The following is a 25,369-nucleotide window of genomic DNA, read 5'->3' on the forward strand; positions in this document are numbered from 1 at the left end:
ACTCACCATTGTTTTTATCACAGAATTTAACTGGTAATTACAGGTACATGGAGGTAAAAAATGGCTAACAGTATTTTAAGCGTTTGGTTTGGTCATAGCTTTTGGATCGACGTACTGCTCAAATTGTTCTTCAGTTAATAAATCTAATTGCACTGCTGTTTCTTTAAGTGTCTGATCCTTTTCAAAAGCTGTTTTAGCAATCTTTGCTGCATTCTCGTAACCAATGTGTGGATTTAAAGCCGTCACAAGCATAAGGGAATCGCGTAAGTTTTTTTCAATTTGTTCATGATTAGGTTCAAGCCCTCTAACACAACGTTCATCAAAAGAAACAAGACTATCAGCCAGCAGTTGTGCTGATTGCAAAAAGTTATAAGCAATAACTGGCTTGTACACATTTAGTTCGAAGTTCCCCTGGCTAGCTGCAAATCCGATTGTTGCATCATTTCCCATGACTTGAGCAGCTACCATCGTAATCGCTTCACTTTGGGTTGGGTTTACTTTTCCAGGCATAATAGAGCTGCCTGGCTCATTAGCAGGAATAGTTACTTCCCCTATTCCACATCGTGGTCCACTTGCTAACCAGCGAACATCGTTTGCAATTTTCATGACATCAGCCGCTAAAGCTTTTATAGCTCCATGTGTGTGTACTAATTCATCATGGGAAGTTAACGCATGAAACTTGTTAGGTGCAGAAATAAAGGTATTAGATGTTTCATTGTTAATGTTTCTAACAACTCGTTCAGAAAACTCAACATGAGCATTCAAACCAGTTCCAACCGCTGTTCCTCCAATAGCTAACTCTTTCACGTACTTCGTGCTATCAACGAGCATTGATTCCGTTTTTTCAAGCATACGGTGCCATCCACTAATTTCTTGCCCCAGTGTAAGTGGAGTAGCATCTTGCAAATGCGTACGGCCGATCTTTACAATGTCCTGAAACGCTTCCATTTTTTCTTTTAATGTATGCTTAAGTTGTACAACAGCTGGCAATAGTACTTCTTCGACTTTTCGCACAGAAGCAATGTGCATTGCTGTTGGATATGTGTCGTTTGAGCTTTGTGATTTATTGACATCATCATTTGGGTGAAGTCGTAGGGTGCTGTCTTGTTCAGTCAGCCATTCATTCCCCACGTAAGCAATCACTTCGTTCACGTTCATATTAGATTGTGTTCCGCTTCCTGTTTGCCACACGACTAGAGGGAAGTGTTCAGCTAACTCACCTTTTAAAATTAGGTCGGCTGCATGGCCAATAGCCTTTGCCTTTTCTTCTTCTAATAAACCTAATTCAAAATTGGCTAAAGCTGCACTTTTTTTCAAGATAGCAAATCCTTCAATTACTTCCGTTGGCATTTTTTCTTCACCGATCGGAAAATTTTCTTTGCTTCGTTGAGTTTGTGCTGCCCAGTACTTATCGCCTGGTACTTTAATTTCACCAAGTGTGTCTTTTTCAATTCGATAGTCCATGAAGATTCCTCCCTTTATGTGCACTTATATTCCATTTTCAATTGTATCAATATTCTTACAAACAATCATTAAACGATTTCAAAAAATAATAAACAAACTATTTACATTTTTCAGAATTTAATGTAACATGAGGGTAACATTTAGAAAGGAGGCAGAAACAGACTGTCCGAAACACCGTTAAGGAAGTTTGGAGAACTGTAACTGTTTTTGCTTAATTCTATTCCAATGGGTAAATGTTTTAAAAAAGAGCCTGGGTAGGCTCTTTTTTTTGCATATAAATGGGGTGAGAACATACCAAATATATGGACACATATATTATTTGCTGAAGATCTATGCCATACAATTAAAAGAGAAGATCTTTTAACTACCTCTTCTCGCTTTCTTTATCTTGGTGCTCAAGGACCGGATCCTTTTTTTTACTACAATTTTTGGCCGAAAATTAGCGATCAAGGTGTAAACGACATCGGCCTGAAATTACATCAAGAAAAATGTGGAGACTTCTTACTTGATATTATTGAATACGGACAATTATTAAAAAATCATTCACAAACCTACATTTTAGGTTTTGTTAGTCATCATATACTTGATAGAGCGACACACCCTTACATTCACTATAAATCTGGATATGAAGGAAATAAACATCAAGCACTTGAGGTTGCCATCGATACAATAATGCTTGAAAAACATCGTAATTTATATACTTGGAAAACTCGTGTACACAAGGAAATATGTTTAACTAAAAGGGAAAGAGCAGCTATTTCTTCCTGGTTAAGTCCTTGCATAGAAAATCATTTTTCTGTCCAGCAACTGCCTCACGGTTTTGTTGAGAAATCATTTAGAGATATGAAGTGGGCTCAACTTATTTTGTTTGATCCTTATCACTGGAAAAATAAGTTACTTGGAAGTATGGTCTCGTCCTTTTCACACCAACCACTCGATAAAAACATCGACTACTTGAATACAAAACAGAGAGAATGGAAGCATTCCGCAACAAATGTTCCAAGCAACTTATCTTTTGAGAAGTTATACAATGATGCATTACAAGAAGCTTCTTCGCTTTTTGAGATGATCCTCGAGTATTGGAATCCTTACGGAACAGTGAATCTTAAACAAGTTAGTACTTTATTAGATCACATCTCTTACGACACTGGTCTGCCTTTATCTAGAAATTTGGATAACCTTTATAGTGAACCTATTATCTGAAAAGCAGATATCTTTTATATTAATCCATAAGAAAGCTAAAATATAATACGTTATCACTTTCATCAGTAAACGGTGAAACATGTTACATCGTTCAGCAGCAACACCCTATATGATGATCAACTTAATCCGGTTATATTCCAACAGATTCCCCTTGATTTAGTATCACAAATTCGTGCAAAATCGCATACTATCAAACGCCTAACACGGTGAAAAGACATGATCCTTTCAGCTTAGAGTAATGTTTATCACAAAGAATTCATGTTTTAACCGTGTCTAACCTTATTCCAATGTTTTGCTTGCAAATTTATTTCATCTACTTTTCTTATGTTTTGATCACGGTTTCTAAGTCAGAATCAGTTTGGGCTCTCGCTTGTTCTTGCCCTTTATCGATATCTACAAATTTCAATAAAATAATTCCTGCAATGAAAAATACAACTAAAGATAATATTCCCAATCGACTAGACCCTGTTAACTGACCAACAAGCGCAAAAACAAAAGGTCCAAATATCGCAGAAAATTTCGCTGAAACTCCGTAAAATCCATAAAACTCCGCATGACGGTCACCTGGAACCATTCTCCCAAAGATCGAACGACTCAAAGATTGAGCACCGCCTTGAACAATCCCTACGCAAATAGCAAGCATGTAAAAGTGAAGCGCGGAAGTCATAAAATAACCAAGAGCAACAATAGCTAAGTATATATATAAGGAGAGAGACAATGCTTTTTTCGGGGAAATCTTTCCCGCTAAAAATCCGAAGAAAAATGTACAAGGAATGCCAACAAATTGTGTGATTAATAGAGCAATAATAAGAGAGTTGCTATCAATTCCAATATCCCGTCCATAAATAGTGGCCATTTTTATGATGGTAGAAATCCCGTCATTATAAAGCCAAAAAGCTATTAAAAATATTAATAACTGCTTATACCGCTTAATTTCCTTTAACGTGCTCCCAACTCGTTTAAACCCGATTTTTACGTAAGACTGAGTTCTTTTCGTTTGTTGTTTCTTCTCTTCTACGATATTTTTAAATAAAGGAATAGAAAAGACTAGCCACCATATTCCAACAGAAATAAATGATAACCTCGTCCCAGCCAACGTATTAGGAAGACCAAACCATTGATACTTCATGATCATTAGTAAGTTAATCGCAAGGAGAATGCCTCCGCCAATATAACCAAATGCGAATCCCCATGAAGAAACCTTATCCATATTTTTTTCATCAGAAACCTCTGGTAGAAAAGCATCATAAAACGCATTTCCTCCAGAAAAACCAATCGTTCCAACAATAAGAAGACCAGATGCTAGAAGATAGTCACCTTCACCTACAAACGCTAATAGAACACTTGCGATAATACCCATGAATGCAAAAAACATGAGAAATCGTTTCTTGGCTACTGAATAATCACTAATTGCCCCTAAGATCGGTGCTAAAATGGCTACGATTAAAACAGCAATGGATTGGGAATAACCCCAATAACTCGTTGCTAACGATTCATTCAGCCCTTTGGCAGCTACATCATAATAGAAAATCGGAAGAACGGCAGCCATCATCGTTGTTGCAAAAGCTGAGTTGCCGAAGTCATATAAAATCCAGCTCATAACAGGCTTCTTTTTCATAAGAGTTCTCCTCTCTCTTTAAGGTCTTGTGGTTAGCTTATCAAATAAGTCGGGAAAAAAGAGCAAATATTATAACTTTCTAAAAATTAAGGAGTCTTTTAAATGAAAATCGCTATTTTTGGTGCAACCGGTAGAGTAGGCTCACGTGTCACACAATTTGCACTAGCGGAAGGACATGAAGTACAAGCTTTAGTCAGAAATAAAGAAGAGGCTAAGAGGGTGATCGGTAAAGCTGTCTTAATTGAAGGAGATGCTACGAACAAAGAAAGTATCGAACAAACCTTACAAGGATGTGACCTCGTATTCAGTGCTTTGAGTACGGACAAAACATTCACATTATCCCAAGCTACCCCTCTTATTATTGATGGTATGAATGAACATGGAATAAATCGGATCATTACAGTTGGAACAGCTGGAATACTAAATAGTCGGTTTGAAAAAGACAAATATAGATTTCAGTCTGGCGAATCAAAACGTCGCTCGACATTTGCTGCCGAAGAGCACGCGAAAGTATATACCTTGTTAGTTAAGAGTACTTTGGATTGGGTGATTTTATGTCCGACCTATTTGCCTGATGGAGAATCAAAGGGGCTAGTTCGTCATGAGGAAATTTTCTTACCATTAGATGGTAAGAAAATCACAGTTGAAGATACTGCTTTATTTGCTTTTAAAGAACTTATAAACCCTGGGTACCAAAATACACGTGTTGGTCTAAGTTATTAATCTATAGCCTGAAACGAAACATCCTTTTTCAAACGTATGCCCATTATAAAACAATTCTCTCCATTCACTGTAGTTTCGGTTGTAAATTCATATAAAAAAAGCAGTTCAGTTAAGGGGTGCAATTTGCGTTTTGCACCTCAAAACTGAACTACTTAATGGAGACTTCTTTTTTATTGCGGATAAAAACCAAAAAATTCTTCTAAAGTTCCACCACTTTCGTGTATTTGTGTAGATAAGTCGGTTCCGACATATCGCAAATGCCACGGTTCGTATTCATAACCTGTAATATCCATAGTGCCTTTCAAATAACGAACGACAAAACCATATTCATGCGCATTCTCAGCTAGCCAGTTGCCTTCAGGTGTATTAATAAACGACTGATCCAGTTTAAATTCCATTTCCGCAGAAGTCACATCCATTGCTAGCCCCGTTTGATGCTCACTTGTCCCTGGTCGAGCAGAAAATTTATCCGCCTCCTCTTGACCCCGTTCAGCCACATTGTTTTCATATATTCGCTGTTGAGTCTCATAAGAGCGGTAACCGGAAGTTGCATATAATCCTAAGCCTTCTTTGTTTGCTGCGGCAAATAAATTCTCCAATGCCCTCGCAGCTTTAGGCTGCATCATTTTCTTTGGGTGATCTTCTTCAAAAGGAAAACGTACATTTGGTTCAACTAACTCGTCAGGTTCGTATCCTTCAGGTAACTTCCGATCTTTATTGACGACAACTTCCTTAATATCAGGTTCTTCTATTATCGTTAATCCATCTTCATCCACTTCTTCATCTAATTCATTGGCATAAGCATTCGGATTATTGCTTTCATTATCTTCACTTATCTGCTCATTTTCTTGTTGTTGTTCATCATTTTCATCTTTCTCTTGTTCTTCTACCTGTTCCTCTTCAGACGGTGACTCCTCAGAATCATCGGCTTGATTTGTCCAATCATCTAAAGAACAAGCACCTAAGAATAGACTCAATGATAAAAGAATTATTGCTAATCTTACTTCTTTCATAAATAAATACCTTCCCACATGTAGAATAGTCTTATCAACTATAACATTGATGAGAAGTGGATGTACAAAGTTTAAAAAAAGTGCTACTCAACAAAATGAGCAGCACCACCTTTCCCCTAATCCCACGTATAATGTTGATATTTCAAGCTTAAGCGTTCGAATTCATCACGATCATTATTCTCTATGGCAGTATTTATTTCATCATCTAATCTGTCTTTATTAAACTGAAAACTTAGTTCGTCTAGAAGCAGTCTTGAGGCGAGCTTAATCCCAAAGGACAATTCTCTTTTGGCAGTGACTTCACGGTTTTTAAATCCAGGATCACGACGCAGCACATATATAAGCTTTTTTTGCTTTCTCATGAGAATACCCCCTATTGCTTTTTTCCATTATGCCGTATTTCCAACCATTTAGCAATAATATTCTGAATATTTAGTTATATATTTCCCAAATAATTAAGTTCTAAACCTCTATGAAGCCTTTTTAAGTAAAAAAATTATTTTTTCAACCCTGCCAGCTAAATTGAGGAGTTTCTGAAAATAATTAGCACTAATCTTTCACCGTGAATAGTATATAAAAATTCTGCTTTCACAAAATGTTTTCTCCCTTATACAGAGCCTTTTAAGACCTTAAAGAGAGCTAACCTCCTATAATTCAGGTGATTAGCTCTCTTTTTAATATGATGGCTTTTCATTATTAACCATTTAGAATTTTACTAGCCACATCCAAGGTACGGTTCACCTGATGACGAACCGCTCCCTCTACATCTTCCTTCATATTCCCCTCTCCATCTACAGTTACACTTGTCCCATAGGGGTTACCACCCGCTGAGAAAATAGCGTTGTCAGAATAACCTGGTGCAGCTACAATTGCCCCCCAATGAAACATGCTTGTATATAAATTAAGAAGTGTCGCTTCTTGACCACCGTGTGGATTTTGTGCAGAAGTCATCCCACTAACTACTTTATTCATAAGCTTTCCTTCAGCCCACAAACCACCGGCTTGATCAATAAATTGCTTGGTTTGGGCAGGTAGATTTCCGAATCTTGTAGGAGAACTAATGATAAATGCATCAGCCCAGTCTAAATCCTCCACTTTTGCCTCAGGAACCTGATCTTTTGTGGCCAAATAATGCTCTTTCCACGCTGGGTTTTGTTCAATTGCTTCCATTGGCGCGAGTTCAGGTATACGAACTAACTTAACATCTGCTCCAGTTACCTTAGCTGCATCCTCAGCCCACTGAGCCATTTTGTAATTCGTGCCTGTTGAACTGTAATAAATGATCGCTAATTTTACATTTGCCATTCATAAATCTCTCCTTTTATATCAATACCTTCATCTTATTCTAACCACATAAAAATCACTTAATTCATCTTTCTATATATCCATCACAATGAATAAAGAAAAGTTGACCTTAGGATTTTACACCAAAAATAGACTCTACTAATTAAAGTAAGGTTCAAATAACTAAATCAATATATATGTCGGGTACGTCCAATAAGCATCCTGCCAACCTCGTTCAATAGCTAGTTCTTCAAAGGAAGACACCTGACTGTTGTAATAATTAATAATTGACTCTTCAATTGTTGCTTGATCGGGGTCATAAGCAAGGCTCATCGCCTTTGAAAACCTCATTCCTTTGATATCACCTTCAATAATGATCTTTTCTTGGATCATAATTAATCCCCTCTCTGGTCAATATAAGAAAATGACAATAACTTATAAGATGTGTACCCCAACTCCCCATCCTTTAACCCTAAATAAGTTGAGTGAATGCAAAGAAACTTACTTCACTCAAGGGATGTGAATGAGGATAGCTTTTTTTCTCTAGACCCAATTGGGTTTGATTTGGTAAGCTATACCATGCTTTAAGTTACGGAGTGGAGGAACGTATTATGGGTGAATATGAAAACTTACGAAAAGGTGAGCGTGGAGCGTGGGTAAGCATAATTGCTTATTTAATACTTGCAATTTCAAAGTTATTCATTGCTTCCATTGGCAACTCAGAAGCACTAAGAGCTGATGGTCTCAACAATACCACAGATGTTGTAGCTTCAGTTGCCGTATTAATTGGTTTGAAAATTTCCAGAAAACCTCCCGATAAAGACCACCATTACGGGCATTTTCGTGCCGAAACAATTGCCTCTTTAATTGCTGCTTTTATTATGATGACGGTTGGCCTAGAAGTTATTTTCGGTACACTCCAGGACATCATTAACCAAAGAGCGAATGAACCTGCCTTATTAACCGCATGGACTGCCTTGATTGCAGCGATTATTATGTTTGGGGTCTATCGGTATAATTTAAAATTAGCAGCCAAAGTAAATAGCAATGCCTTATACGCAGCTGCACAGGATAATCGATCGGATGCTCTAGTAAGTATAGGAGCAGCAGTAGGTATTTTTGGTGCTCAGTTAGGCGTTTTCTGGCTAGATCCTCTAGCAGGTCTTGTCGTTGGTATAATTATTTGTAAAACTGCATGGGATATTTTCACTGATTCGAGTCATCGTCTAACGGATGGATATGATGAAAACGAAATTGAATCGATTCGTGATTTAATTGAAGCTCACCCTAACGTGTGGGTAGTAAAAGATGTAAAAGGCCGATTACAAGGAAACAGAAAATTAGTAGAGGCAACTATCCACGTAAATCCACAAATCACCATTCAGGAAGCTCATACAATTACAGACGAGGTAGAAGCGATCTTAGAAAAACGGTTAAATATTTTTTATGCTCATATTCATATTGAACCTTACGAAGAATAATAAAGGATCTATTAAAAAAACAGCCATAAACAATCTCCTTTAGGAAGGTTTACGGCTGTTTCCTTTTTATTAATTGAATTTCTCTATGAGTTCATTAATATCCCCCCACCCATAGGCTGTTTCTTCATATGTACCCTGTCCAATGGTAACCTCTTCAGCCTCCACAGGTTTAGCCCCAAGAACTTCATAAAAATTCACAGAAGGATTATGAGTCAGGATCCACACTAGTAAAGACTGATATCCCGATTCTTTCATAGCTTTAGAAAAAGTATTTAAGAGCATACTTCCATAACCCATACGCTGATGCTTATTTAATAAATAAATGGCATAAATTTCGCCATCGTAGCTATAATTTTTGGTTCGTTCTTTTCCACCTGAAACAAAGCCTATAATTTGTCCATCATTACTCTCAATAACATAAGCGATTTGTCCATTAATAGGAGTGCGTAAAATGGCTTCCCACAATGCCACTCGATTCTCAAGCGTGGTATTACTCAAATCTTGTTCATCAATTAAATCTTTATATGTAGACTTCCAACTTTGGATATGGATGTTTGCAATTTGTTCAGCATCCTCAAATTGAGCGATTCTCACTTGTGCCATTTATTATCTCCCCTTTTACCCTAATCGTAGTTTATATTTTAGCAGAAAAAGAGGCATCAAGCTTGTGACACCTCTTTCTAATTAAAGAAAAATTGTTTGTAGACTACTGTTTTCATAACCCTTTAACATTGAAAACTTGCAATACGATCGGTGTCAATTCCAAAGTAATTCCATCTGCGACGGTTGGGGTTCCATCGGTACCCGGCTACAGAGGTTCTGCCAATAAATATAGGGAAGAACCAAAAACGTTGCCCATTATTTAACCGCATCCAAGTGTAACGATATAAACATCCATATAATGATCCTGGATCTACAGCGTATAGTCCTGGGCCTTGTTGGGAAGGCGGAGAACTTGGCGGTGGTGGAAGCTGATCTCCTGAAAACGGTAAACCTTGCGGTGGTTGCTGAGGGCCTCCACCTGGACCTATTCCTGGATATCCTCCCGGACCGCCTGGGCCACCTTGACCTGGACCCATTCCTGGATATCCTCCCGGGCCGCCTGGGCCACCTTGACCTGGACCCATTCCTGGATATCCTCCCGGGCCGCCTGGGCCACCTTGACCTGGACCCATTCCTGGGTATCCTCCCGGGCCGCCTGGGCCACCTTGACCTGGACCCATTCCTGGGTATCCTCCCGGGCCGCCTGGGCCACCTTGACCTGGACCCATTCCTGGATATCCTCCCGGACCGCCTGAGCCACCTTGACCTGGACCCATTCCCGGGTATCCTCCCGGGCCGCCTGGGCCACCTTGACCTGGACCCATTCCCGGGTATCCTCCCGGGCCACCCTGGCCGGGGCCGCCTGGTGATTGCCCCCATGGAAATCCATTTTGTCTATGCATAACGATCAATTCCCTTCATGGAGATTCAATATACGTTATGCTTAAAGATGATGGGCGTGCTAGAAAGTCATTAGAAAAACGGAAGCAATACCTCCAATAACTACAATTATAATATTAAAATTCAACCACGCTAACAAAATAGCTACCAATCCAGCAATCACCCCAATTTGAGGCGCTTCAGGTTTTACATTTAAAATACCTGGAAATATTAATGCGCCAAGAGCTGCATAAGGAATAGCGTTTAACCAGCGATCGATCCACTTTGGAAAATTCACTTTATCTACAATAAATGCTGGGAGGAACCTTGGAACCACAGTCACAATAGACATCCCGATAATCATCCAAATGATCATACTTCATCCTCCTCATCATCTAATATCCAAATACCACTGAAACCACCTAAAAGTGTTCCAATTACAATAGCCCATCCTTGGCTCATGCCCCATAGTTGGCATATGTAATTAATCACCATGGCTAATAAAGCAATATAAGCAATACGGTACTTCGTTTTTACTGAGGGAATAAGTAAACCAATAAACATTGCGTAAAGAGCTACCCCCATACTCTCACTTAAGCGTTCAGGGATGATATCACCCAAGAATCCTCCTAAGAAAGAACCTCCTACCCAAGAAACATAAGCGGTTAACATTAGTGCCGCATAGAACCAAGTTCCAAACTCTTCTTTAGCCTGTCTTTTATGTAAAGAAGACATGGTGAACGTCTCATCCGTTAATCCTATGGATAAGGGGACTTTGGCTCGAAGCCCAATAGCCCTTAACCGATTCATAAAAGACAAGCTCATTACAAAATGTCTAAAATTCAATACAAAAGTAGCAATAATAATTTCTACAGCCCCCGTACCAGCTGCAATCATACTTACCGCTAAAAATTGAGAAGCTCCTGCAAATACGAGCATACTCATTAATGTCAGTTCCACATTACTCATACCAGATTGTCCTGCTAAAACACCATAAGTTAACGCTACAGGAATATAACCTAACATAATGGGAAATCCGGCAATCATACCTTGTTTAGCCATATGCAAACGTTTTATTTGATGTGTACTTGATTTTACTGCCTGTGATTCCATTTCTCAAACTCCTTCTATAAATTTCCACTATTATACATGATTGAAAATGAATTGACATCTCATAATTTCTATTTTACTATTACACATATCTTCACCACTGAAAAGCGTTCCAGTAAAAAAGAAAGACAATAAAAATGGATCTCGAATCTCGCAGACTAGAGACTGAATAGCCACTAGAATTCATGCGCATTTATTTGAATTACAAGGTTCTTTAACGTGCGATAGGTAAACACAATTGGATGGTTATTCCGCCAGCTAGGGTGGTACCGCGGAGTTTATGCTTCGTCCCTAATTATTAGGGACGAAGCTTTTATTATGAGTAGGAGGAATCAATATGTTTCATTTAAGTCCCAAACAACTTCCAGGATTGATCGAGTCTTCCGCTCTCATCCTAGGCATCATGGCAATTATAAGTTATTTTATTATAGGTTTTGAAAGTGTCCCTCACATACCAATATTACTCGGTATACTTATTATGGTAGCATACGGATCTTTTAAGAAGATGCCGTTTTTAAAGCTTCAAGAAGGAATGATTCAGGGAGCACAAACTGGATTAGGTGCCGTTTTATTGTTCTTTCTAATCGGTATCTTAATTTCAAGCTGGATGGCCAGTGGTACAATTCCCGTTCTAATGAATGCAGCCTTTTCTCTTACTGGTGGGCCTTGGTTTTACTCGATAACTTTTGCGATCACTGCGATTATGGGAGTAGCACTAGGCAGTTCTTTTACGACAGCAGCAACAATTGGTGTAGCAATTATCGGAGTGGCTCAATCTTCTGATTTTTCTCTAGCTATTACTGCAGGAGCCGTTGTGTCTGGTGCATTTTTTGGTGACAAAATGTCCCCATTATCCGATACGACGAACTTGGCCTCTACCGTCGTTAAAGTTGATTTATTTGACCATATTAGAAATATGACCTGGACCACAGTTCCAGCATTTGTTATTAGCTTTGTTCTATTCGCCATTCTCTCCCCTTCTGAACAAGCAGGCAGTGGAGAATTATCTTCTTTACAAGAAAGTTTGCTAACAACGAACTTATTACACTGGAGTTCTTGGATACCATTTGTCATTCTCGTTATTTTGACGATCAGTAAGCAGTCAGCTTTTATCGCTCTTGCTATCACAAGTTTTGTCGCTACAGCTATTGCAGGATTTAGAGGAATCCTCCCTTGGAATGAGTTATGGAGTACTTGGTTTAACGGGTATTCAGCCAACACGGGTCATGAAGTTGTTAATGAATTATTAACTAGAGGTGGCATGAACGATATGTTATTTACCATTTCACTCGTTATTCTCGCCCTTGCTCTTGGAGGATTGTTTTTCGTAACTGGGGTAATTCCCGCTATATTATCCAAAGTTCAGCACGGACTTAAATCCGCACGATCGGTTACGTTATCTACTGCCCTTACAGCAATCGGTATTAACATATCGATTGGAGAACAATATTTATCTATTCTATTAACTGGTGAAGCCTATCAAGACTTTTATGAAAAGGTGAATCTCGCTAGAAAAAACTTATCTAGAACCTTAGAAGATGCCGGAACAGTAATTAACCCTCTTGTACCATGGAGTGTTTGCGGAGTATTTTTATCTGGAGTATTAGGTGTCCCTGTTCTCGATTACTTACCTTTCGCATTCTTCTGTCTGCTGTGTCCATTGCTCACCATTTTATTTGGTCTTACTGGTAAGACACTTACACCTGCTTCAAACGAAAACAATCTATAAGCAAGGAAGCCTCAAGGCTTCCTTGCTTATTTTATCCGAATAAGTTTTACGTGATCGATGCTATCAGCTTTTCAGATATTCACCAACATCAAACCTTTATAACCTTTCTTATATGAATAGAACCTATCTACTTCAGCCAAACTATTTGGAAAAGGAGTGGGGACTATTGAAAGAAGAACACTTTGACGACCATCAGGACGAAGAATTAAGTATGGATCATGCGGAAAGTGAAGAAGTTCTCGAAGATTTAGCTTATTACAGGACATTAATGGTTAATGTAGGCTTTATCGGTAAAGCTGGATCCGACAATTGGATACTTGTAGATTGCGGAATTGGTCACTATGCCGAAAGAATTATCGAAGCTGCCGAAAAGCGCTACGGTTCTACCCCGCCCCAGTGCATTCTTCTCACCCATGGTCATTTTGATCATGTCGGCTCTGCCAAGAAGTTAGCTCATCACTTTAATGTACCAATTTATATTCACCCTCTTGAGATGGATTATGTCACAGGAAAAAAATCTTATCCCGGAGGTAACCCAACGGTAGGTGGAGGCTTAATGTCTATTCTTTCGCCATTCTATCCATCAGAATCCGTTAATTTAGAAGATTGGATACATCCGCTTCCAGAAGATGGTTCTCTGCCGTTTTTAGAAGGATGGCGAGCGATTCACACCCCCGGTCATACACCTGGGCACGTATCATTTTTTCGTGATCGTGATCGAACACTATTATCTGGTGATGCCTTTATTACTGTTAAACAAGAGTCAGTCATGGCCGTTTTCATCCAACATCAACATGTTCACGGGCCTCCAGCCTACTTCACTCCCGACTGGCGTGAAGCCGAACGTTCCGTTAAAAAGCTAGCGGCGTTAAACCCAAAAACTGCGTTAACAGGGCATGGTTTACCTATGGAAGGAGAGGACCTACAACACCAACTTAGCGAACTAGCTTTAAACTTTAAAGAATTAGCCATCCCTAAACACAAAAATAAACTGCACTAAAGACCGAATTTATAACGAAGTAGTTCGTTGTCTCGACGCGTAGTGATGCCCATACCGATCATGCGCTCGATTCACACAGAATGTTTTTAACTCTCCTAATTATTGCTAATCAGGTATGGTAAAGCCTATATAACTTCTTGTTTCGAATTCGGCTTTACCATTCACAAATTTAAAACCATAAAACTTAAGACTGTAAAGGTACACGCTTGAATTTTATGTCCAAGCGTTCTTTTTTATATTTTCTTGTTAAACTAAATCCCCCGATTGTTTAATAAAAGAATGGCGGTTCCGTTGCTTTTCATCGAAGAATGGGGGATGGGAAATCATTCACTTTCTGCAGGGTCTCGCCAGTCTATCCTTAGTCTCGAGATTTCCCATCACCCATGACTATGAAGAGTGGAATGGAACCCTTTTTATGAAAATCGGGGGTACTGTATGAATATTGCCATTGAAATGATCTGCTAGTGCCATGAAATTGATCCACTTCTGCCATTAATAGACCCTGTACTATTGATCGGTAATATAAATTCAGAAACGGTCTTCACAAGGAGAAGTAGTGATAAACCTGGTAAGGTTCATGGCCTGAAATTATTGCCACAGAGTTTTTTACAAGGTTCCTTAATAGGTACAATTCATACAAACAGGCTATCACACCCGCTTTTCAACAACTTACCTAATGGCTCAATAGATCTGTGTGATGGCCATAATCCCTAGTCTGTATCAGGCTTCCATTTGCGTTATAGTCAGAGATCTCATTCTTTAACATGCATGATAGAACAGCGCGATTTCGATAGCAACATAGGGCAAGGGGGAGATCCTGTGGGATACGCGGGGTAGATGAGACCCCGGATAGGCGCCGGGAGGCCACTGAAAAAGTGAATTTATTAAGAGAATCAACTCAAGTAACCACTATATGTACGATTGATATTTTATTTAAAATCAACATGTTGACTGTGATTCTCTGCCCGTATTAAATTTAAACAGTTTTTCAGTGGCCTCGGCGCCGGCCTGAGGAGGCTCAGCGCACGCCCATGGAAAGCGGCTCCTTTCCACCGCCTCTTTCTCCACACAAGCATCTCGGAATTGACTCTTCAACAATCCTGCTAGTTCGTAAGTTTTCCTACCGAAACAGAACTACTTACACAATAACGGTACTTCTTATTTTATAATCGGTCTTTTTTTATTTATACCTTTCTAAGAGACTATGAAGTTTTTCTAGCCCCTTTAAAAGTCGTGGGCTTGGACGACAATAAAGAGATTCCTCTAAAACATGAATATTTCCTTGCTGGATAGCTGACATCTCTCCCCAACCAGGACGTCTCTTCACTAGTTCTGGATTCATTTTTTCCTCTTTCACCCCTACCCACACCATACATATATGGTCAGGATTTCGCCGCCTTACTTCTTCCCAATCCGTCTGAACACTAGCTTCTTCTTCGGTAGCAAATATATTATATCCACCCGCTAATTCACTGATTTCAGTTAACCAATTGGCTTGTCCAGGAGTGAAAATAGGTTTCGGCCACCATTCCCAATACAGAGATGGACGTGTTTTAAATTCTAAGCTTTTTATTCGGAAGCTTTCAATTTCTTTTAAAAATTGCTTAGCTTTTTCTATACCTAGATCTTTGTTTTGGATGGCTTCTCCTACTTTTTTAATATCTTCAGCAATTTCTTTAATTGAGTTAGGATTGAGTATAATGTAAGGAAGGCCATGTTTTTCAAGCCCTTCAATATTTTTTTCCATCCCTGGAACACTTAAAGAAGCTAAAACTAAATCTGGATTTAAAGAAGCTACTTGTTCTATATCAATTGATAGATCAGGGCCAAGCTTTGGAAGCTCGTTCACTTCTTTTGGAAAATCAGAAAAATTGTCGACACCAACCAACAATTCCGTTTGTTCTAGATACGCGACAACTTCAGTGTTACTAGGGCAAATCGACACAATTCGAATAGGACCACTCCTTATTTCAGAATTATCTGATGTTTCATTTTATTTCATTATAGCTTATATTTAGATTAAGGAAAAAAGTTAGAAAGGATGAACAGTGTGACAGCAACGTTGTATGATTCTTCTAATGGATTGGTCGAGTATTCTTACCAAGGCGAAGGGCCCACTTTACTTCTTTTAAAAGGCGGCCACTCTAGCCGGGAAACCGACTTGTCACACAGTGGTTTAATTTACGAGGGGTATTCGCTTTTAACAGTTTCTCGTCCAGGATACGATCATACGGAAGTGTCTACTGGTCGCACACCTGAGGAATTTGCTCAGACAATCACTGAGATTTTGGACCAACTTGAGATTGAGGACGTCACAGTTATTGCCATATCATCGGCCGGTCCAACAGCTATTGCTTTAGCTGTTAACCATCCATATCGAATCAATAAACTTATCCTGGAAGCTGCCTTAACTACAGCGTGGAACCCTAAAACGAAAAGACAGGCTCGCCTATTTTTTGGACGAGGTGGAAAGGTAATTTGGAAAAGCATCCGCTTGATGTTAAAGGTTTCTCCTAATTTAGCTGTGAAACAGATTATGAGCTCACTAACCACCGATTCCGTTGATGATTATGTAAGTAAACTTTCTTCAAATGACCGCCAATTCATTTATGATTTACTACTTTCTTCACGATCTGGAAAAGGTTTTATGTTAGATATTAATCACAAAGTATTAGATATGAGTCAGATTAAAGTACCCGTTCTTGGTATGTATACTCAGAAAGACAAGAGTGTTGATTATTCAAATGCACTGTCACTTCAATCGAATGTACCTAAGTGTGAGATATACGAAGTTAAGTCAGATAGTCACCTTATATGGATTGGTGAAAATGCTACAAATGTCTGGAAGAAGCGCCTTGAGTTCATAAATAATTAGTAAATGAAGGAGGATAAAATGGACGCCATCAAGATTTCTCATTATAAAAATGAATTCCTGTCATTTTACCAACAGGCAGCCCTTAATTCACGAGAAACGGACAGATTTTCCATTTGGAAAAAATACTATGGTTTCAATCCTTATGTAAAAGAAGATTCAAGCGATCAGTTAGCCAAAGAAATGCTTGAAATGGCCTACCCAAAATACGAAGAAGCATTGCATCGAATTGAAAGCTTTCATCCTAATGAATCTGAAATTTATAACTTATTGTCTTTAATTCGTGAGGAACTATGTGCATTTGAACCCATGCAATTATCCATTGTCTTTTTCGTGGGTGACTTTGAAACCGATCCTTTTATTGAAAAAGAAGTTAACGAGTCCTTCACCCTATATTTTCCAATAGAAATAGAATATACTCCTTCCCTCCTTGCCAATGAATTAGCTAAAGTGATTCACTTGAATCAGTCAAAACTCAATCCTATCTCAATCAAAAATATTGCCCATGTTATCTTCTTAGAGGGGTTAGCCTTACATACCACTCATCAAGTCACCCCTTCCGAATTTAATGACTCAAACCTTTATCCGTGGATGGCTAAGTGTAGACAAGAACCAACACGAATTATGATGAACATTCTTCCGCACCTTCGTAGAACAGATTATAAAGCTATGTATTCATTTACTAAAGGAACAGGAGCTTCAGGTTATATAAACGAAGCTGGATTCGTTGGGTGGGTAGTTACCAAACATTTATTAGAATCCGAATATACATTAGCGGATCTACAAATGGTCGGAGAAGACCAAACTACTTCACTAATTGAGCAAGCTCTTTATCAAGTTATGGAGGAAACTAAATACATCCAGTCTCAAGAATAACTTATTTTAAGCAAAATTTGCTTTTTAATTTTATTCTGTTATAATGAAGTTAATTATTGTTGTTCGATAAGATTCATAACAGAGAAGAAACGTAATAGTGATTCCGTCTTGATTGAATATGATGAGCAAGAATAGTAATACAATGTGGATTTTTAAGATCCACGCAGGAGGAATTTTACATGGTTGAAGGTACAGTTAAATGGTTTAATGCAGAAAAAGGTTTCGGTTTCATCGAAGTTGAAGGTCAAGACGACGTATTCGTTCACTTCTCTGCTATCCAAGAAGAAGGTTTCAAATCCCTTGAAGAAGGGCAAGTTGTAAACTTCGAAATTCAAGAAGGACAACGCGGACCCCAAGCTGCTAACGTTCAAAAAGCGTAAGCAACTTTTATAAAAAAGACTCTCCTTCCGGAGGGTCTTTTTTTTATTACATAAAAGTAATAACGACCGTTCACTTTAAGTTTTTAACAAGTCAAAATAAAATTGTTTTAAAAAGAGTAGCTATTCCACAATTAGTTTGTTATACTACAAATAGTTATTGTTGTTCGGTTACATTCATAACAGAGAAGATAGCGTAATAGTGAATCCGTCTTGATTGAATATGATGAGCAAGAATAGTAATACAATGTGGACTAGATCCACACAGGAGGAATTTTATATGGTTGAAGGTACAGTTAAATGGTTTAATGCAGAAAAAGGTTTCGGTTTCATCGAAGTTGAAGGTCAAGACGACGTATTCGTTCACTTCTCTGCTATCCAAGAAGAAGGTTTCAAATCTCTTGAAGAAGGACAAGTTATAAACTTTGAAATTCAAGAAGGTCAACGTGGACCTCAAGCTGCTAACGTTCAAAAAGCGTAAGCAACTTTTACAAAAAGACTCCCCAATCGGGAGTCTTTTTTATTTACATAAAACAAAGTACAATCATTAACACAGGTTAATCCTTATATTTTTTAATAAAATTTTTAAAAACGGGTATCATAAATTTGAGTGGTTTGTTATACTACTCGTAGTTATTGTTGTTCGGTGAAATTCATAACAAAGAAGATAGCTTTATAGTGATTCCGTTTTGATTGAATATGATGAGCAAGAATAGTAATACAATGTGGATTTTAAGATCCACACAGGAGGAATTTTACATGGTTGAAGGTACAGTTAAATGGTTTAACGCAGAAAAAGGTTTCGGTTTTATCGAAATTGAAGGACAAGACGACGTATTTGTTCACTTTTCCGCTATTCAAGAAGAAGGTTTCAAGTCTCTTGAAGAAGGACAAGTTGTGAACTTCGAAGTAACAGAAGGACAGCGTGGACCTCAAGCTGCTAACGTTCAAAAAGTATAATAAACTTTTTGATAAAAAGGACTTCCCAAGTGGAAGTCCTTTTTATTTTAATTGTAAGACTTTCTGAAGTCAGTAAAATTTTAGCAGGAAATAGTATCAATTACTTATCCAATTTGTTATACTAATAACAGTTATTGTTGTTCGGATACGATTAAAAGAAAGAAGTTGCTAGCTAGTAATTTTCATCTTTATTGTCTGAAGAGCAAGAATAGTAATACATTGTGGCATAAGATCCACGCAGGAGGAATTTTACATGGTTGAAGGTACAGTTAAATGGTTTAACGCAGAAAAAGGTTTCGGTTTCATCGAAGTTCAAGGACAAGACGACGTATTTGTTCACTTCTCCGCTATTCAAGAAGAAGGTTTCAAATCTCTTGAAGAAGGACAAGTTGTAAACTTCGAAATCCAAGAAGGACAACGCGGACCTCAAGCTGCTAATGTTCAAAAAGCATAATATAAAAAAGCTCCCAATTTGGGAGCTTTTTCTTTTGGATTTATTTTGCATCCTGGTCAGTTAAAATTAACGGTCCATCTTTTGTAATCGCAATCGTATGTTCATATTGCGCAGATAACGAACCATCAAGTGTGCGCGCTGTCCAGTTGTTTTCATCCATCTTATTTGCGTAGGTTCCTATATTTATCATTGGTTCAATGGTAACAACCATCCCCTCTTTTAGACGGGCCCCTTTCCCTGCTTCTCCGAAGTGCGGAATATAAGGATCCTCATGGATGGTCTCTCCAATCCCGTGGCCCGTAAAATCACGAACAACCGAATATCCCTCCCCTTCTGCAAACGATTGAATGGCATAACCGAGATCACCAATCCGATTGCCTACTTGTGCCTGCTCGATTGCTTTATATAATGAAGTTTTTGTTACATCTAATAAACGTTCAGCTTCCTCGCTGATTTTTCCAACTGGATGAGTCCAGGCAGAATCTGCCAAAGCGCCATTAAGTCTAACCACCATATCAATGGTTACAATATCTCCTTCTGTCAACTTCTCATGCCTAGGAAATCCGTGACAGATTTCATCATTGACGGATGCGCATGTAGTATACTCATATCCTTGATAACCTTTTTGTTCCCCAGTCGCTCCATGTTTGGCTAAGTATTTTTCAACAAAATTTTCAATTTCCATGGTTGTTACGCCTGGTTTGATAAACTGACTCAGTTCTTTGTGGACATTAGCCAGCAGCTTGCCAGCTTCGTGCATCAGTTCAATTTCACGCTTACTTTTTCTTTTTATCATATTCCGATCCCTCTCCTTACTGTAGCTTACACCTTCTAGTATAATAACGAAAAAATAGGCTTACGACTAGCATGAGGCCTTATATTTCTTTAATGATTTTTGCAGGATTACCTCCCACAAATACATTCGTTGGAACATCCTTGATCACTACTGCACCAGACCCGATAACTGATCCATCTCCAATCGTTACGCCCGGATTGATCACAGCACTTCCACCTATCCAAACATCGTCGCCTATGGTGATCGGTTTTCCAGATTCGAAACCACTTGCTCTCGCCTCTTTGTCCAAAGGGTGTGTTGCTGTATAAATCTGTACGTTTGGTCCTAATAAGACTCTATTTCCTATTGTAATTGGACAAACATCAAGTAATACACAGTTGTAATTAGCAAAAAAATCATCACCTACACTTATATTGTATCCATAATCACATTGAAAAAAAGGTTCTACATAAACTCCTCCCCCAGTTTCTCCGAGCAGGTCATGCAATAATTGTTTCCTATAATGTTCATCAGTCACTTTGGATTGATTATAAGTATGCAAAAGTTGACTCGCTCGCATACGTTCAAAGATAAGTTCTTCATCCTTTGATTGATAAAGTTCTCCTGCTAACATTTTTTCTTTTTCGGTCATAATATTTTCACCCAGCTTTTTTAATTTCTCATTCTCCCTTTACTTTACCATACTGGTTCGCTAACCTTGGAACAATTAGAAGAGAAAGGAATGGTATTATGAACATTATTACGTTGACTGCTGAACATGCTGAAGCTTATCGTGAACTTAGACTTGAAGCATTGTTAGACAATCCTGATGCATTTATTACAACCTATGAACAGGAAAAACAACAACCAAACCCGATAAACTCTACAGCCGAAAATCTTGATTCTAAAGATACTTCTACAGTAGGTCTATTTAATAAAGAGCGATTAGTAGGAGTGGCTACACTAACACAAGAGAAACACCCTAAATTTGCACATAAAGGATCCATACTTGCTCTCTATGTGACATCTTCATTTCGAAATCAAGGGGTAGCAGAGTTACTAATTCAAAAAGTTATCGAAGGGGCTAAAGACTTAGAAATTGAGGTTCTGCATATTGCAGTAGTTACGAATAATACACCCGCTATCCAATTATATGAAAAAATCGGATTCCAGGTGTATGGGACAGAACATCGAGCTATTAAGTTGAAAGATCGATATCTAGATGAGTACTGGATGGAGTTATTTATTTAAAGTTGAAACGAATGCGTGCTTTTAAACGTATTAAAGAAAGCACGTGAAAGGAGAATTCACTTTGATTGAAATTCAAAACGTTACAAAAGAATTCCCAGGAAAAACGGCAGTAAAAGATCTTACCTTAGAAGTTGAAAACGGGAAGATTTTTGGATTTTTAGGTCCTAATGGTGCTGGTAAATCAACAACTATTAAGATGTTAACTGGGATCCTTCCTGTTGAAGAAGGAAGAATCGCTATCAATGGTTTTGACATTTCGAAACACCCTCTTAAAGCTAAACAGCTGATTGGATATGTTCCTGATCGCTCCGATGTGTTTTTACGATTAAAAGGGATTGAATACTTAAATTTTATTGCGGATGTCTATCAAGTTCCTACCAAAGTAAGGAAAGAAAAAATCGAGTATTTGACGAAGAGCTTTGGTATTTATGAGGATTTAAATGATCACATTCTTACCTACTCTCATGGTATGAGACAGAAGATAGTAGTTTCAGGAGTATTGCTTCATGATCCTGAAGTTTGGATATTGGATGAACCATTAACAGGACTAGATCCAAAGTCATCATATACTTTAAAAGAAATGATGCGGGAACACGCTAATAAAGGTAACATTGTTTTCTTCTCTACTCATGTTTTAGAAGTTGTCGAACAGCTTTGTGACGAAGTAGCGATTATTAATAACGGTCATATCGAATTTCGTGGAAACATGACGGATATGAAACAACAATTCAAAGACGACGATAACTTGGAAAAACTATTCCTGGAGCTGACGCAAGATGAGTAAAACGTGGAAATTAATACGGATTATGCTAAAAATGCAATTTTCCCTCGCTCAAAAGAGCACCAGTGAAAAAATGGGCTACTTATTTTTACTCTTATTTGCTATTCCGTTCTCGGTTTTTATCTTTTTTGCTTTAGATGGAATTATTGGTGGGCTTTATGATGTCCTTGCTCCTACAGGCAACGAGAGCTTTATTTTAGGTATCCTACTTATGATGATGTTCGTCCTGTTTGTATTTGTAAGTATCGGTTCGATCTTAAGTTCATTTTATTTTGCAGAGGATATTGAATCATTTATTACTTTACCATTTCAACCTTATCAAATTATGTTAGGAAAATCGGCAACCCCTTTTTTGACCCTATATTTAACGAATACAGCCATATTAGCACCTGCTCTTTTTATTTATGGATTACATAGTGAAGCTGGTATCACATACTATATTTACTCCGTAATTATATGGTTGATCACACCCATTCTCCCTTTTGTACTTACAGCTATTGTCATTATGTATTTGATGCGGTTTCTTAATATTTCTAAAAATAAAGACCGTATGAAGATATTTGCTGGCTTATTTATGTTTATATTTATAATCGGTATAAATATCGTATTTAGACTTAACACGTCATCCACTGAAACAGGGGAAGAGTTTGCTCAGATCATAACCGAACAAAACGCACTAATCGAGATGTTTACTAAGCTATTTCCTCATGCTTATTTAAGCTCAATAAGTTTAACTCAGCCTGATACAACCCTGGGAATTGTTTTTCTTTTGTTAACTGTATTACTAACTATTGCTATATTTTTCATTTACTTAACGGCCGGACAAAAACTTTATTTTAAAGGTGTATTAGGATTATCTGGTGGTTCTAAAAAAGTATTTAATGAAGAAAAAGCTTTAAAGCAAATGAAACAGGGCAATGTTCTATTTATTAGCTGGTTAAAAGAAATGCGGATAATGCTTCGTACCCCTACATTTTTCACACAAATCATTGTTCAATCACTCGTATTCCCCATCTTATTTATTGTGATTGTTGTCTTTGATTCTGGTGGAGGACAGTTTTCGGTTTTAAGTTTAGGTCCTATGATTGAACAAGCAGATGAGAAAAAAGTTATTCTCTCTCTGCTAGGATTTACAGTGTTTGCTCTTGGTATCAACCCTGCTGCTATCTCATCAATCTCACGGGATGGTAAAAACTGGTTTAACCATTTATATATGCCGATCCGGGCTGAGACTGTCATTATGAGTAAAGTCGTTGCCGCTTTTAGTATTAATTTGCTCACTATAATCGTGATCGGTGTAGTAGCTTTCATTTTTGCAAAAATCCCTATTACTATTGGGGGAATTTGGATTGGATTATCACTCATTATTAGTTGGATTACATGTATAGCCGGGACTACACTCGATTTGTATACACCCCATTTAAAGTGGACAGACGAACGAGAAGTTTTCAAAGGCAGGATGATTGGTATTCTTTCCTTAATAATCGAAGTTGTAGTTTTTGGTAGCATCATTCTTCTTTTATGGAACATTAAACTATTTGAAGGCTTGTGGTTAACAAGTATAGTATTATTAGTTGTCTTTACTCTCCTTTCGATTTTAAGTCATGTGATCCTAAAGAAAGTGATTCGTACACACTTTTATTCTATTCTTCAAAAGAAATGAATAAAGGTCAGCCCTCCTTAGGGTATGTAGTTCCGTTTAGGTGGAGAAACAATAAAGTAATTGTTGAAGGCTCGATTCCGAGATCATGGGGTTCGTCACCGTATAAGGGGTAGGGGTGGCTTTGAAACAATTCGCTTTCCTGCGGGGGAACTGGCGAGCTTCCTCGGGCTGCGCCCTGCGGGATCTCGCTTAGCTCCTTCTCCCGCGGGAGTCTCTTTGTTTCAAAGCCACCCCATTCGACATGGAAATGAACGATCCCCCCTCCCCCGGCATAGGAGGATGTGTCTTACCTATGCTATAGAATAGAGCATCACCACCCCGCTCACGTGAAGATGTTTTCGTTCTCCTTACGAAAGCAAGAAGGTCCGGGAAATTGCGAGACTCCTACCTTTAAAAGCGGAGGCGCCTTGGTCAGCGGCGTATGGACTGGACTGAGCTGTCGGAGATAAAGGAAACACGAAGAACATCGTGATTCGATGTTCGCGCTGGAGCTGGATACGCTGATAGGATTGATGAACGGATGTAGCATGTAGCCTTCGTCCTTATAAGGCGTAACCACATGCCCACGGAAAGTGAGTGATTTCCCGGACCTTCAAACGCCACAATGACAATATTCACACAGCACCCCAATTTTCATAAAAAGGGTTCCGTTCCACTCTTCATAGTCATGGGGGATGGGAAATCATATGACTCCTGCGGGTAAGGATAGACTGGCGAGAACCCGCAGAGCTTTAGCTCGAGGAGGCTTGCCGTCTTCCCCGTGGAATGCGATTGGTTTCCCATCCCCCATTCTCTGATGAAAAGACCTCCATTCTTTTATTAAACAATCTGCCTTTAGTTTAACAAGAAAATATACTGTTCTTATGTTGCTAAACATTGTGTGTTTAAGTATGTTATTTTAGATTTTTTCCACGGTATCGGAACTACTTATTCGTACACACTAAAGGCTAGCCCTCTTTAGGGGCTATGACCTTTTATTTGATTTGAACTTTTTTATATTCTTCTATCCAAGGTTCAGGCGATATTTTCACTTTAAAAGTATAGACTCCCCTTATTGTGTGTAAATAGAAAAAACCTAATCGACCAGTTAAGGGACGGTAGGAAGCATCGTGGATTTCTCGAATGTGAAACCTGTCAAACGGGGTTATTACCGCGTCATGATATAAATCAATCGAGGATTCTTCTTCGATATAATGTTGCTGATTATGTTTGATCATCCTTGTCGTCCACACAATCGGCTGTGAATAAATCAATAGGCTTCCTCCCTTCTACTAATAACTAATAGTATTTCCTAAAGGTTATCTATCCTTATG

At 38.4% G+C, this 25,369-nt stretch carries 28 protein-coding genes and 1 pseudogene; 15 read left to right on the plus strand and 14 right to left on the minus strand.

Going from position 1 to position 25,369, the window contains the following annotated elements; all coding sequences use genetic code 11:
• Positions 1 to 75: 75 nt before the first annotated feature.
• On the minus strand, positions 76 to 1,464 hold the full coding sequence (fumC, locus tag ACFQIC_RS12495) for a class II fumarate hydratase (RefSeq protein ID WP_204709522.1): 1,389 nt from the start codon (positions 1,462 to 1,464) through the stop codon (positions 76 to 78).
• Positions 1,465 to 1,776: 312 nt separating this feature from the next.
• On the opposite strand from fumC, the pseudogene ACFQIC_RS12500 reads away from it, so the two are divergent.
• Positions 1,777 to 2,223: pseudogene (locus ACFQIC_RS12500) on the plus strand (zinc dependent phospholipase C family protein); the annotation flags it as partial.
• Between the two features lie 84 nt (positions 2,224 to 2,307).
• Positions 2,308 to 2,667: a hypothetical protein gene (locus tag ACFQIC_RS12505; RefSeq protein ID WP_390217150.1), complete on the plus strand. Its 360-nt coding sequence runs from the start codon at positions 2,308 to 2,310 to the stop codon at positions 2,665 to 2,667.
• Positions 2,668 to 2,989: 322 nt separating this feature from the next.
• On the opposite strand, the gene ACFQIC_RS12510 is transcribed toward ACFQIC_RS12505, so the two are convergent.
• Positions 2,990 to 4,285, minus strand: coding sequence for an MFS transporter (locus tag ACFQIC_RS12510; RefSeq protein WP_204709524.1), 1,296 nt, complete (start codon positions 4,283 to 4,285; stop codon positions 2,990 to 2,992).
• A gap of 102 nt (positions 4,286 to 4,387) precedes the next feature.
• Between ACFQIC_RS12510 and ACFQIC_RS12515 the strand changes: the two genes are divergently transcribed.
• Positions 4,388 to 5,008 (plus strand): NAD(P)-dependent oxidoreductase, encoded by a 621-nt coding sequence (locus ACFQIC_RS12515; RefSeq protein WP_204709526.1) that lies wholly within the window; start codon positions 4,388 to 4,390, stop codon positions 5,006 to 5,008.
• 170 nt (positions 5,009 to 5,178) lie between these two features.
• Here the strand turns inward: ACFQIC_RS12515 and ACFQIC_RS12520 are convergent, their stop codons facing one another.
• The 4 genes from ACFQIC_RS12520 to ACFQIC_RS12535 all read right to left on the minus strand — a co-directional run bounded on the left by ACFQIC_RS12520 (position 5,179) and on the right by ACFQIC_RS12535 (position 7,698).
• Positions 5,179 to 6,021 (minus strand): M15 family metallopeptidase, encoded by an 843-nt coding sequence (locus tag ACFQIC_RS12520; protein ID WP_204709528.1) that lies wholly within the window; start codon positions 6,019 to 6,021, stop codon positions 5,179 to 5,181.
• Between the two features lie 116 nt (positions 6,022 to 6,137).
• On the minus strand, positions 6,138 to 6,383 hold the full coding sequence (locus tag ACFQIC_RS12525; protein ID WP_204709530.1) for an IDEAL domain-containing protein: 246 nt from the start codon (positions 6,381 to 6,383) through the stop codon (positions 6,138 to 6,140).
• A 334-nt stretch (positions 6,384 to 6,717) separates the two neighbouring features.
• Positions 6,718 to 7,326, minus strand: a complete 609-nt coding sequence (wrbA, locus tag ACFQIC_RS12530) for an NAD(P)H:quinone oxidoreductase (RefSeq protein ID WP_204709538.1) — start codon at positions 7,324 to 7,326, stop codon at positions 6,718 to 6,720.
• A 162-nt stretch (positions 7,327 to 7,488) separates the two neighbouring features.
• On the minus strand, positions 7,489 to 7,698 hold the full coding sequence (locus ACFQIC_RS12535) for a hypothetical protein (protein WP_204709539.1): 210 nt from the start codon (positions 7,696 to 7,698) through the stop codon (positions 7,489 to 7,491).
• 218 nt (positions 7,699 to 7,916) lie between these two features.
• On the opposite strand from ACFQIC_RS12535, the gene ACFQIC_RS12540 reads away from it, so the two are divergent.
• Positions 7,917 to 8,786, plus strand: coding sequence for a cation diffusion facilitator family transporter (locus ACFQIC_RS12540; protein WP_204709540.1), 870 nt, complete (start codon positions 7,917 to 7,919; stop codon positions 8,784 to 8,786).
• Between the two features lie 69 nt (positions 8,787 to 8,855).
• Here ACFQIC_RS12540 and ACFQIC_RS12545 read toward each other — a convergent pair whose 3' ends face one another.
• The 4 genes from ACFQIC_RS12545 to ACFQIC_RS12560 all read right to left on the minus strand — a co-directional run bounded on the left by ACFQIC_RS12545 (position 8,856) and on the right by ACFQIC_RS12560 (position 11,321).
• The gene (locus tag ACFQIC_RS12545) at positions 8,856 to 9,389 is read right to left on the minus strand and encodes a GNAT family N-acetyltransferase (protein ID WP_204709541.1); all 534 of its coding nucleotides are present in this window, start codon (positions 9,387 to 9,389) and stop codon (positions 8,856 to 8,858) included.
• Between the two features lie 122 nt (positions 9,390 to 9,511).
• Positions 9,512 to 10,231: a hypothetical protein gene (locus tag ACFQIC_RS12550; RefSeq protein ID WP_390217154.1), complete on the minus strand. Its 720-nt coding sequence runs from the start codon at positions 10,229 to 10,231 to the stop codon at positions 9,512 to 9,514.
• A gap of 59 nt (positions 10,232 to 10,290) precedes the next feature.
• Positions 10,291 to 10,584: an AzlD domain-containing protein gene (locus ACFQIC_RS12555; RefSeq protein WP_204709542.1), complete on the minus strand. Its 294-nt coding sequence runs from the start codon at positions 10,582 to 10,584 to the stop codon at positions 10,291 to 10,293.
• On the minus strand, positions 10,581 to 11,321 hold the full coding sequence (locus ACFQIC_RS12560; RefSeq protein ID WP_204709543.1) for an AzlC family ABC transporter permease: 741 nt from the start codon (positions 11,319 to 11,321) through the stop codon (positions 10,581 to 10,583). Before ACFQIC_RS12560 ends, ACFQIC_RS12555 begins: the two co-directional genes overlap by 4 nt.
• Before the next feature lie 334 nt (positions 11,322 to 11,655).
• Here ACFQIC_RS12560 and nhaC point away from each other — a divergent pair, with 334 nt between their 5' ends.
• Positions 11,656 to 13,047 (plus strand): Na+/H+ antiporter NhaC, encoded by a 1,392-nt coding sequence (gene nhaC, locus ACFQIC_RS12565; RefSeq protein WP_204709544.1) that lies wholly within the window; start codon positions 11,656 to 11,658, stop codon positions 13,045 to 13,047.
• A 211-nt stretch (positions 13,048 to 13,258) separates the two neighbouring features.
• Positions 13,259 to 14,047, plus strand: coding sequence for an MBL fold metallo-hydrolase (locus tag ACFQIC_RS12570; RefSeq protein ID WP_204709717.1), 789 nt, complete (start codon positions 13,259 to 13,261; stop codon positions 14,045 to 14,047).
• Positions 14,048 to 15,227: 1,180 nt separating this feature from the next.
• On the opposite strand, the gene ACFQIC_RS12575 is transcribed toward ACFQIC_RS12570, so the two are convergent.
• Positions 15,228 to 16,001 (minus strand): cobalamin-binding protein, encoded by a 774-nt coding sequence (locus ACFQIC_RS12575; protein WP_204709718.1) that lies wholly within the window; start codon positions 15,999 to 16,001, stop codon positions 15,228 to 15,230.
• 96 nt (positions 16,002 to 16,097) lie between these two features.
• Here ACFQIC_RS12575 and ACFQIC_RS12580 point away from each other — a divergent pair, with 96 nt between their 5' ends.
• The 6 genes from ACFQIC_RS12580 (at position 16,098) to ACFQIC_RS12605 (ending at position 19,586) form a co-directional block, all read left to right on the plus strand.
• Complete coding sequence (locus ACFQIC_RS12580; protein WP_204709546.1) at positions 16,098 to 16,922, plus strand: alpha/beta hydrolase; 825 nt, start codon at positions 16,098 to 16,100, stop codon at positions 16,920 to 16,922.
• An 18-nt stretch (positions 16,923 to 16,940) separates the two neighbouring features.
• A complete protein-coding gene (locus ACFQIC_RS12585) occupies positions 16,941 to 17,795 on the plus strand; it encodes a hypothetical protein (protein ID WP_204709548.1) in 855 nt (284 codons plus the stop codon).
• 179 nt (positions 17,796 to 17,974) lie between these two features.
• Positions 17,975 to 18,175: a cold-shock protein gene (locus tag ACFQIC_RS12590; protein ID WP_079529279.1), complete on the plus strand. Its 201-nt coding sequence runs from the start codon at positions 17,975 to 17,977 to the stop codon at positions 18,173 to 18,175.
• 277 nt (positions 18,176 to 18,452) lie between these two features.
• Positions 18,453 to 18,653 (plus strand): cold-shock protein, encoded by a 201-nt coding sequence (locus ACFQIC_RS12595; RefSeq protein ID WP_204709550.1) that lies wholly within the window; start codon positions 18,453 to 18,455, stop codon positions 18,651 to 18,653.
• 278 nt (positions 18,654 to 18,931) lie between these two features.
• Entirely contained in the window at positions 18,932 to 19,132 is a 201-nt protein-coding gene (locus ACFQIC_RS12600) for a cold-shock protein (protein ID WP_204709552.1), read from the plus strand.
• Between the two features lie 253 nt (positions 19,133 to 19,385).
• A complete protein-coding gene (locus ACFQIC_RS12605) occupies positions 19,386 to 19,586 on the plus strand; it encodes a cold-shock protein (protein ID WP_204709553.1) in 201 nt (66 codons plus the stop codon).
• Between the two features lie 40 nt (positions 19,587 to 19,626).
• Here the strand turns inward: ACFQIC_RS12605 and map are convergent, their stop codons facing one another.
• Positions 19,627 to 20,382, minus strand: a complete 756-nt coding sequence (gene map / locus ACFQIC_RS12610; protein WP_204709555.1) for a type I methionyl aminopeptidase — start codon at positions 20,380 to 20,382, stop codon at positions 19,627 to 19,629.
• 79 nt (positions 20,383 to 20,461) lie between these two features.
• Positions 20,462 to 21,013: a sugar O-acetyltransferase gene (locus ACFQIC_RS12615; protein WP_390217158.1), complete on the minus strand. Its 552-nt coding sequence runs from the start codon at positions 21,011 to 21,013 to the stop codon at positions 20,462 to 20,464.
• Between the two features lie 98 nt (positions 21,014 to 21,111).
• Between ACFQIC_RS12615 and ACFQIC_RS12620 the strand changes: the two genes are divergently transcribed.
• From ACFQIC_RS12620 to ACFQIC_RS12630, 3 genes are all read left to right on the plus strand, one after another.
• A complete protein-coding gene (locus ACFQIC_RS12620) occupies positions 21,112 to 21,612 on the plus strand; it encodes a GNAT family N-acetyltransferase (protein WP_204709557.1) in 501 nt (166 codons plus the stop codon).
• A 61-nt stretch (positions 21,613 to 21,673) separates the two neighbouring features.
• Positions 21,674 to 22,396: an ABC transporter ATP-binding protein gene (locus ACFQIC_RS12625; RefSeq protein WP_204709559.1), complete on the plus strand. Its 723-nt coding sequence runs from the start codon at positions 21,674 to 21,676 to the stop codon at positions 22,394 to 22,396.
• Positions 22,389 to 24,056 carry a putative ABC transporter permease subunit gene (locus ACFQIC_RS12630; protein ID WP_204709561.1) on the plus strand — a complete coding sequence of 556 codons (1,668 nt, stop codon included), beginning with the start codon at positions 22,389 to 22,391 and terminating at the stop codon, positions 24,054 to 24,056. Before ACFQIC_RS12625 ends, ACFQIC_RS12630 begins: the two co-directional genes overlap by 8 nt.
• Positions 24,057 to 25,030: 974 nt before the next feature.
• Here ACFQIC_RS12630 and ACFQIC_RS12635 read toward each other — a convergent pair.
• Positions 25,031 to 25,309, minus strand: a complete 279-nt coding sequence (locus ACFQIC_RS12635; protein ID WP_204709563.1) for a hypothetical protein — start codon at positions 25,307 to 25,309, stop codon at positions 25,031 to 25,033.
• Between the last annotated feature and the right edge of the window lie 60 nt (positions 25,310 to 25,369).

Origin of the sequence: Halobacillus seohaensis, assembly GCF_042663045.1 — a bacterium.
GTDB lineage: Bacteria > Bacillota > Bacilli > Bacillales > Halobacillaceae > Halobacillus_A > Halobacillus_A seohaensis.